Source organism: Pseudarthrobacter oxydans (assembly GCF_030812335.1).
In the GTDB taxonomy this organism is placed as follows: Bacteria; Actinomycetota; Actinomycetes; order Actinomycetales; family Micrococcaceae; genus Arthrobacter; species Arthrobacter oxydans_B.
On the sequence record NZ_JAUSSN010000013.1, the window covers coordinates 144056 to 150055 of the forward strand.

Annotated in this window: 6 protein-coding genes; 4 read left to right on the top strand and 2 right to left on the bottom strand. The window is 68.4% G+C overall.

Features of this window, described 5'->3' with window-relative positions; genetic code table 11:
- Positions 1-200: 200 nt before the first annotated feature.
- On the top strand, positions 201-695 hold the full coding sequence (locus tag J2W14_RS19325) for a hypothetical protein (RefSeq protein WP_307465536.1): 495 nt from the start codon (positions 201-203) through the stop codon (positions 693-695).
- 54 nt (positions 696-749) lie between these two features.
- On the opposite strand, the gene J2W14_RS19330 is transcribed toward J2W14_RS19325, so the two are convergent.
- Complete coding sequence (locus J2W14_RS19330) at positions 750-2174, bottom strand: phenylacetate--CoA ligase family protein (RefSeq protein ID WP_307465538.1); 1425 nt, start codon at positions 2172-2174, stop codon at positions 750-752.
- 156 nt (positions 2175-2330) lie between these two features.
- Between J2W14_RS19330 and arr the strand changes: the two genes are divergently transcribed.
- Positions 2331-2756 carry an NAD(+)--rifampin ADP-ribosyltransferase gene (gene arr / locus J2W14_RS19335; RefSeq protein ID WP_307465540.1) on the top strand — a complete coding sequence of 142 codons (426 nt, stop codon included), beginning with the start codon at positions 2331-2333 and terminating at the stop codon, positions 2754-2756.
- Between the two features lie 21 nt (positions 2757-2777).
- Here the strand turns inward: arr and J2W14_RS19340 are convergent, their stop codons facing one another.
- Positions 2778-3512, bottom strand: coding sequence for an NUDIX hydrolase (locus J2W14_RS19340; RefSeq protein ID WP_307465542.1), 735 nt, complete (start codon positions 3510-3512; stop codon positions 2778-2780).
- A 107-nt stretch (positions 3513-3619) separates the two neighbouring features.
- Here J2W14_RS19340 and J2W14_RS19345 point away from each other — a divergent pair, with 107 nt between their 5' ends.
- A complete protein-coding gene (locus J2W14_RS19345) occupies positions 3620-4681 on the top strand; it encodes an SPFH domain-containing protein (protein ID WP_307465544.1) in 1062 nt (353 codons plus the stop codon).
- A 9-nt stretch (positions 4682-4690) separates the two neighbouring features.
- On the top strand, positions 4691-5593 hold the full coding sequence (locus tag J2W14_RS19350; protein ID WP_307465546.1) for a hypothetical protein: 903 nt from the start codon (positions 4691-4693) through the stop codon (positions 5591-5593).
- Positions 5594-6000: the final 407 nt, after the last annotated feature.

Consider the following 6000-nt stretch of genomic DNA (forward strand, 5'->3'; position numbering starts at 1 on the left):
GGTCATGGTGCTCGCCCCAGCCCCACAAGTTAACGCCTTGCCCCGGAGGAAGACTAGGGCCAAAGTCCCTCAATTTTCATGGGCACCGCGGCCCCCTGAAAACCTCCAGTTTTCGGTGGAAAAATGTGCCCTCCGGAAGCAAAATCAAACTCAGAGGCCGGCGCGGTGAGCCAAGGCCGCACAACACCCGGGGGGCACCGATGCTGGTGATCGAATCGAGGGTCGACGTCGCGGGGTTGACGGGCCATGATGTCACCGACTTCATGGTGTCCTGCACCGATGAGCAGTACCGGAAGTGGTGGCCGGGCACCCACCTGCAGCTCCACGTGCTGGGGCGGGCCACCGGCGGGGTGGGTGACGTCGTGGTCATGGACGAGTTCATCGGCCGGCGCCGGCTGCGCCTGCGCGGAGTGGTGGAGGCGGTCGAGCCGGGCCGCAGGCTCGTGTGGCGCTTCCGCAAGCTCGTGCCTCTCCCGGCGCGCCTGTCTCTGGAGCTCTCCGCGGTGCCGGGCGGCGTGTCGGTTCGCCACACGATCACCGCCGGATGGCCAGGGATCGGCCGCGCGCTGGACCCACTGTTGCGGCTGTACTTCACGCCCAGGTTCACCGCGGACCTGGATGCCCACGTCCGCACGGAGTTCCCCTTGCTGCGGGACTATCTCCGGCCCGGTTCCACATCCCGCACCGATAACTGACCGCCGGCCTCAGCCGGTCCCTCAGGACGCGGTCGCCATCGGCGCTTTCACCGGTTATGACGACGGCGCCCTTGTCGGCAGCGGGATAACGGTGCGGTACTTGCCGCCAGTGGTCTGCTCCGGGGGCTCCGGGGCAGATTCCACGGTGACGTGGGCCAGCCCCAGCTCAGTGAGCACGGCGGCGATTCCTTCCCGCGCGCCGGCCCGGACCCGTTCGGGGTCCGCACCCGTGTCCGGGAGCAACCGCACGGACAGTCCGGTGGGGCCGGTCTGGACGATCTGAAACAGCTCCACCCCCGGGGTCCGGTCGACGACGGTCCCCAGCGCCAGGGGCGGGACCGTTACCACGCCGCTGCCGTCGGCGGCGGGGAAGGTGAGCACGTCCGAGGCCCGCCCCTGCACCCGGATCGCCGGTGCCGGGTCCCCGCACGGACACGGATCGGGCCTGACCAGGATCCGGTCGCCGACGTCGTAACGAATGATCGGCTGGACGCGATTGGCCAGGTTCGTGATCAGTACCGTGGACGAGACGGTGCCCGGCGGCACGGGGCGGTGGTCGGCGTCGACCGGTTCGACGATCACCCAGTCCTCGAGCAGATGCAGCCAGCCCAGGGCACAGCCGTAGGCGGAGTAGCCGGACTCGGTGCATCCGTAGACCTCCCGCACGACAGCCCCGAAGGCCCGCTCCAAACGGTCCCGCTCGTCGGGCGGCAACCCCTCGGCCGTGCTCAGCACCAGCACCGGGTGCACCTGCAGCCGGCCGGCCTGCTGCTCGGTGGCCAGCAGGCGCAACACGCTGGCGTAGCCCCCGAGCAGGGCCGGGCCGAAGCCGTTGAGCTGGGCCACCAGCCGGGGCAGGGGCGTGTGGACCGAGAACACGCCAAGGCTGCGATGACGCCGTGGCTTCTCCCGTCGCTCCCGGGTGCTGGCGGCCACGGACAGGAAGTGCCCTCCGGTGGCAACCACCTCGGCGAACCGCGCCCCGCGGCGCACCAGCCGCAGCACGTCCCGCCAGGACAGCCACTTTGCGGCCAGGATGCCCATCAGCCCGGAGGTCACCGCCCAGTACCGGTCGTCGAGCACGAAGATGCCCCGGCTTCCGGTGGTGCCGGCGGTGGTGGCCACCAGGTACTTCCCGGCGAATCGGCCCCCAATCCGGGCCGGGTCCGCCACGAACTCCTGGACCCCTGCCAGGGTCACTGCCGGATCCGTGGCCACCTCGTCGAAGTGGGCCATCAGTTCGCGCTTGTTTGTCACAGGCAGGGACGTGACGTCGTCGATGTGCTCGGGCAGCCCCTGGTACCGGTCCCGGTAGAAGGCAGAGTGCTGCCGGGCGTAGGCGACCAATTCAACCAGGCGGGCCGTCTGCCGGTGCCGGATCTCCTCGAGGCCCTGCCGGTGGGCCCGGCGGGCGTCCCACCACACCGAGGCAGGACTGCTCCAACGGTCTCCGGCCACCGACCGCCGTCGTGTCTTCATGGCCCGACTCTAGATCTCACCGCCACCCCGGCACAGGGCCCTTAGGCAGGTGAGCGCCCCTGTTCGTACGCGCCATCAGACGCATGGGACCTTGGTCTCTGGGAGCGGAACTGGTCAGCGGGCTACTGTGGGAGCGCAACTTTGAGGAGGGCATGCATGGAGAACCAACCGCCGTCGTCCGGGGCCCAAGACTCCGGCCCTTTCTACCACGGCACGAAGGCTGACCTTAAGCCCGGCGACCTGCTGGAACCCGGTCACAACTCGAATTTCGGGGAACGAAGGAGCGCGAACTACGTTTACCTGACTGCGACGCTGGATGCGGCCACCTGGGGAGCGGAACTCGGCGTCGGCGAGGGACCAGGCAGGATCTACCGTGTGGAACCCACGGGCCCGTTTGAGGATGACCCCAATCTGACGGACAAGAAGTTCCCGGGCAACCCGACGAGGTCCTACCGCACGCAGGCGCCGCTGCGGGTCGTTGACGAGATCCTGGATTGGCAGCCGCACTCCCCCGAGGTGCTGCAGAACATGCGGAATCACCTTTTGGAACTCAAACGGCTTGGCATTGAGGCAATCAACTGAACTCCCGCGCAGTCCCTGGCGTCAGTCACGGGGCCGCATGAGCGGCGGGTTGAGCACCGCCCTGATCGGCTGACCAGCGGCCGGACGGGCGGCGGCGGCCAGCCGGAAAAGCGCCGCCGGGCGGCCCGTCTCACCCGTCGTCATCCGTCCTGTGTCTTCCAGAAAACCAGGCGTTCCCGTGGCCTTGCGGTGGAAATTCCGGGGGTCCAGGCGTGTGCCCCAGACGGCCTCATACACAGTCCGGAGCTGGGCGACGGTGAACTCGTCGCCGCAAAAGGCCGCCCCCAGCGGCGAGTATTCGAGCTTCGATTTTGCCCGCTCCACCGCGTCCGCGAGCATCCGCCCGTGGTCAAAGGCGAGCTCCAATTCCCCATCCAAGACCTGGCCGACCGGGTACCAGGCGGCGTGCTCGGCGTCGCTCCCGGCGGACAGGACGGGAAAGTTGGGTGCGAGCAGCAGGTGGGCCACGGTGAGCACATCCCCGCGAGGGTCCCGCCCCCTCGGCCCGTAGCTCCCCAGCTGTTCCAAGTGGCCAGGGACCTGCTCGACGCCGGTTTCTTCCGCCAGTTCCCGGATCGCCGCCGTCACCAGGTCCTCACCGGGCAGCACGAAACCGCCCGGCAGTGCGAGCCTGCCACGGAAGGGCTCGATGAGGCGGGTGACCAGCAGGACGTTCAGGACGTCGTCGACCACGGTGAGGGCTACGACGTCGACCGTCACCGGGAAGCAGGCAGGCGCCGGGTGGGATTCAGGCATGAACCCATAGTAAGGACTTATCGTCACCTTGACAATAAGCCGAGGTGCATCCTAAAGTTCAGTTATCGTCAAGTTGACGAAAATATCGAACGGATTAGGAGAATCCCATGGCCAGCATCAAGCGCTACCCCTGGATCAGCCACTTCCTGGGCAGCCCCACCGGCCACGTCGTCCACCTGCAGAAGGGCCAGGTCAGGCACCAGGGTGTGGGCCATGCCTTCTGGTTCCGGCCGGCGAACTCCGTGCTCAGCGAGGTTCCTGTGGATGACCAAGAACTGCCCACTCTCTTCCACGCCATCACCCGTGACCACCAGGATGTGAGCGTCCAGGCCAACGTGACCTACCGCTTCATCGACCCGGTGTCCGTCTCCACCCGGCTCGACTTCGGCCTCCAGCCGGCCGGCTCGGCCCAGGCAACCGGCAAGGAGCAGGTGGCCACCATCATCGGCCAACTGTGCCAGAGCCACGCCATCGACCAGATCGCCACCACGACGCTCGCCGAGGCGCTGGAACGCGGAGTCAGCCAGCTCCGCAGCGTTCTCACCGAAGCCCTCCGTGCGGACGCCCGGCTCCAGTCCACCGGCATCGAGATCCTTGCGGTGCAGGTCCTGGCGGTCCGGCCGGAGGCCGACGTCGAGCGGGCACTGCAAACGCCTGTCCGGGAACAGCTCCAGGCCGAAGCGGACCGGGCCGTGTACGAGCGCCGGGCCGTCGCCGTCGAACGCGAACGGACCATCTCGGAAAACGAAATGGCGAGCCAGATCGAACTGGCCACCCGCCGCGAACACCTGGTCACCCAGGAAGGCGCCAACGCTCGGCGTCAGGCCGAGGAAAAAGCCGCCGCGGGACTCATCGAGGCCCAGGCCTCCGCCGAACGCCAGGGCATCAACGCCTCCGCCGAAGCGAACCAGATCCGACTCGTCGGCGAGGCGGACGCGGCACGCGAGGCCGCCACCATGGACGTTTACCGGGACATGGAACAGGCCACCTTGCTGGCACTGGCCCTGCGCGACGCCGCCGCATCACTGCCCAACATCGGGAACCTCACGATCACCCCGGACCTGCTCAGCGGGGCACTCGCCGGGCTGTTCAGGGAGCCAGCGGCCAGCACGGCTCCATCTGCTGCGGCCGGCGCCAGGGCTGCGACAGCCGTCCGGGTCGGGAAGTAGCATCCGGTCATGGCAAACCCCCGTCTCGTCATCGTCCACCGGCGCACCGAGCTCCAGGAACTCCTGGACCGGCACGCCACACGCGGCCAGGCCGAATTCTTCCTCCGGACCCGCGGCCGCACGCTCCAGGAGGTGCAGGAGCGCCATGACAGACTCACCGCGGCCCTGGCGACCGTCCGCGCCGCGGTTCCGGGCGAGTGGCGTCACGCCGAGGTGGAGCGCGCCGACCTGAGCCGCTTCCTGCTCACCCCGGAGGACATCATCGCGGTGGTGGGTCAGGACGGGCTCGTGGCCAACGCCGCGAAGTATCTCAACGGCCAGCCCGTCATCGGGGTCGATCCGGAACCGGCGGCGAATCCGGGCGTCCTGGTCCGGCACACGCCCGACGCGGCGGCAAAGCTGCTCCGGGAGGCCGGCCTCGCCGGCCCGGTGGTACGGCTGCGCTGCCGGGAACTCGCCACAGTGACAGCACGGCTCGACGACGGGCAGGAACTCTCGGGGCTCAACGAGGTATTCATCGGGCACGCCTCACACCAGTCGGCCCGCTACCAACTCACCACCCCGGACGGCCGGGCCGAACGCCACTCTTCCTCAGGCCTGATCGTCTCCACGGGCACCGGCGCCACGGGCTGGTGCGCCTCCATCGCCCTGGAGCGCGGAGGACGCGCATTGCCGGCACCAACGGATCCCCGGCTCGCGTGGTTCGTCCGTGAGGCCTGGCCCTCCCCCATCACGGGGGCCTCCTTGACCGAGGGGATGCTGGCCGCGGGCGAAGCACTGCGCGTCACCGTTGCATCCGACCAGCTCGTGGTGTTCGGCGACGGCATGGAGTACGACCGGCTCACCGCGTCATGGGGGCAGGAGATTCTGGTGCAGCTGGGGGAACGGCCGCTGCGGCTGGTGGACCTATAACCTTGCCCAGGCTGGTCCGCGTTCAGGAGCGGTCGGCGCCTCAAGTGGAGGCCAAAATTGAACGTGAGCATCTCGCGCCAGATCCCGGCGAACTCTGCGAGTTCCGCCGAGATGGACGGATCCTGGTCGGCAGTGGGCCAGTATCCGGCCATCAGCACATGGGTGACCCGCCCGAACATGAAGGCGCCCATCGTCCGGAACTGCCGTTCAAATCTGCGGGCCCGCAGCGTTGCCGTTGCCGTACATTCCAGTGAAGCATCCGCTGGGTCCGGGCGATCAAAAATTGTCGTAGCCACCCGATAATCCGCGGGTATGGAAAGCACGGTGTGGAGTGCGGAGAGCAGGGCGGCACTGGCGGCTGTCGCGGCGTCCGTTACGGAGCTGGCTGCAATCAGCGGCACCGGGGC

Coding starts and splice junctions, on each gene's coding strand:
- J2W14_RS19340 (WP_307465542.1), bottom strand. CDS start 3,512: ATGCCTGAATCCCACCCGGCGCCTGCCTGCTTCCCGGTGACGGTCGAC.
- J2W14_RS19345 (WP_307465544.1), top strand. CDS start 3,620: ATGGCCAGCATCAAGCGCTACCCCTGGATCAGCCACTTCCTGGGCAGC.
- J2W14_RS19325 (WP_307465536.1), top strand. CDS start 201: ATGCTGGTGATCGAATCGAGGGTCGACGTCGCGGGGTTGACGGGCCAT.
- arr (WP_307465540.1), top strand. CDS start 2,331: ATGGAGAACCAACCGCCGTCGTCCGGGGCCCAAGACTCCGGCCCTTTC.
- J2W14_RS19350 (WP_307465546.1), top strand. CDS start 4,691: ATGGCAAACCCCCGTCTCGTCATCGTCCACCGGCGCACCGAGCTCCAG.
- J2W14_RS19330 (WP_307465538.1), bottom strand. CDS start 2,174: ATGAAGACACGACGGCGGTCGGTGGCCGGAGACCGTTGGAGCAGTCCT.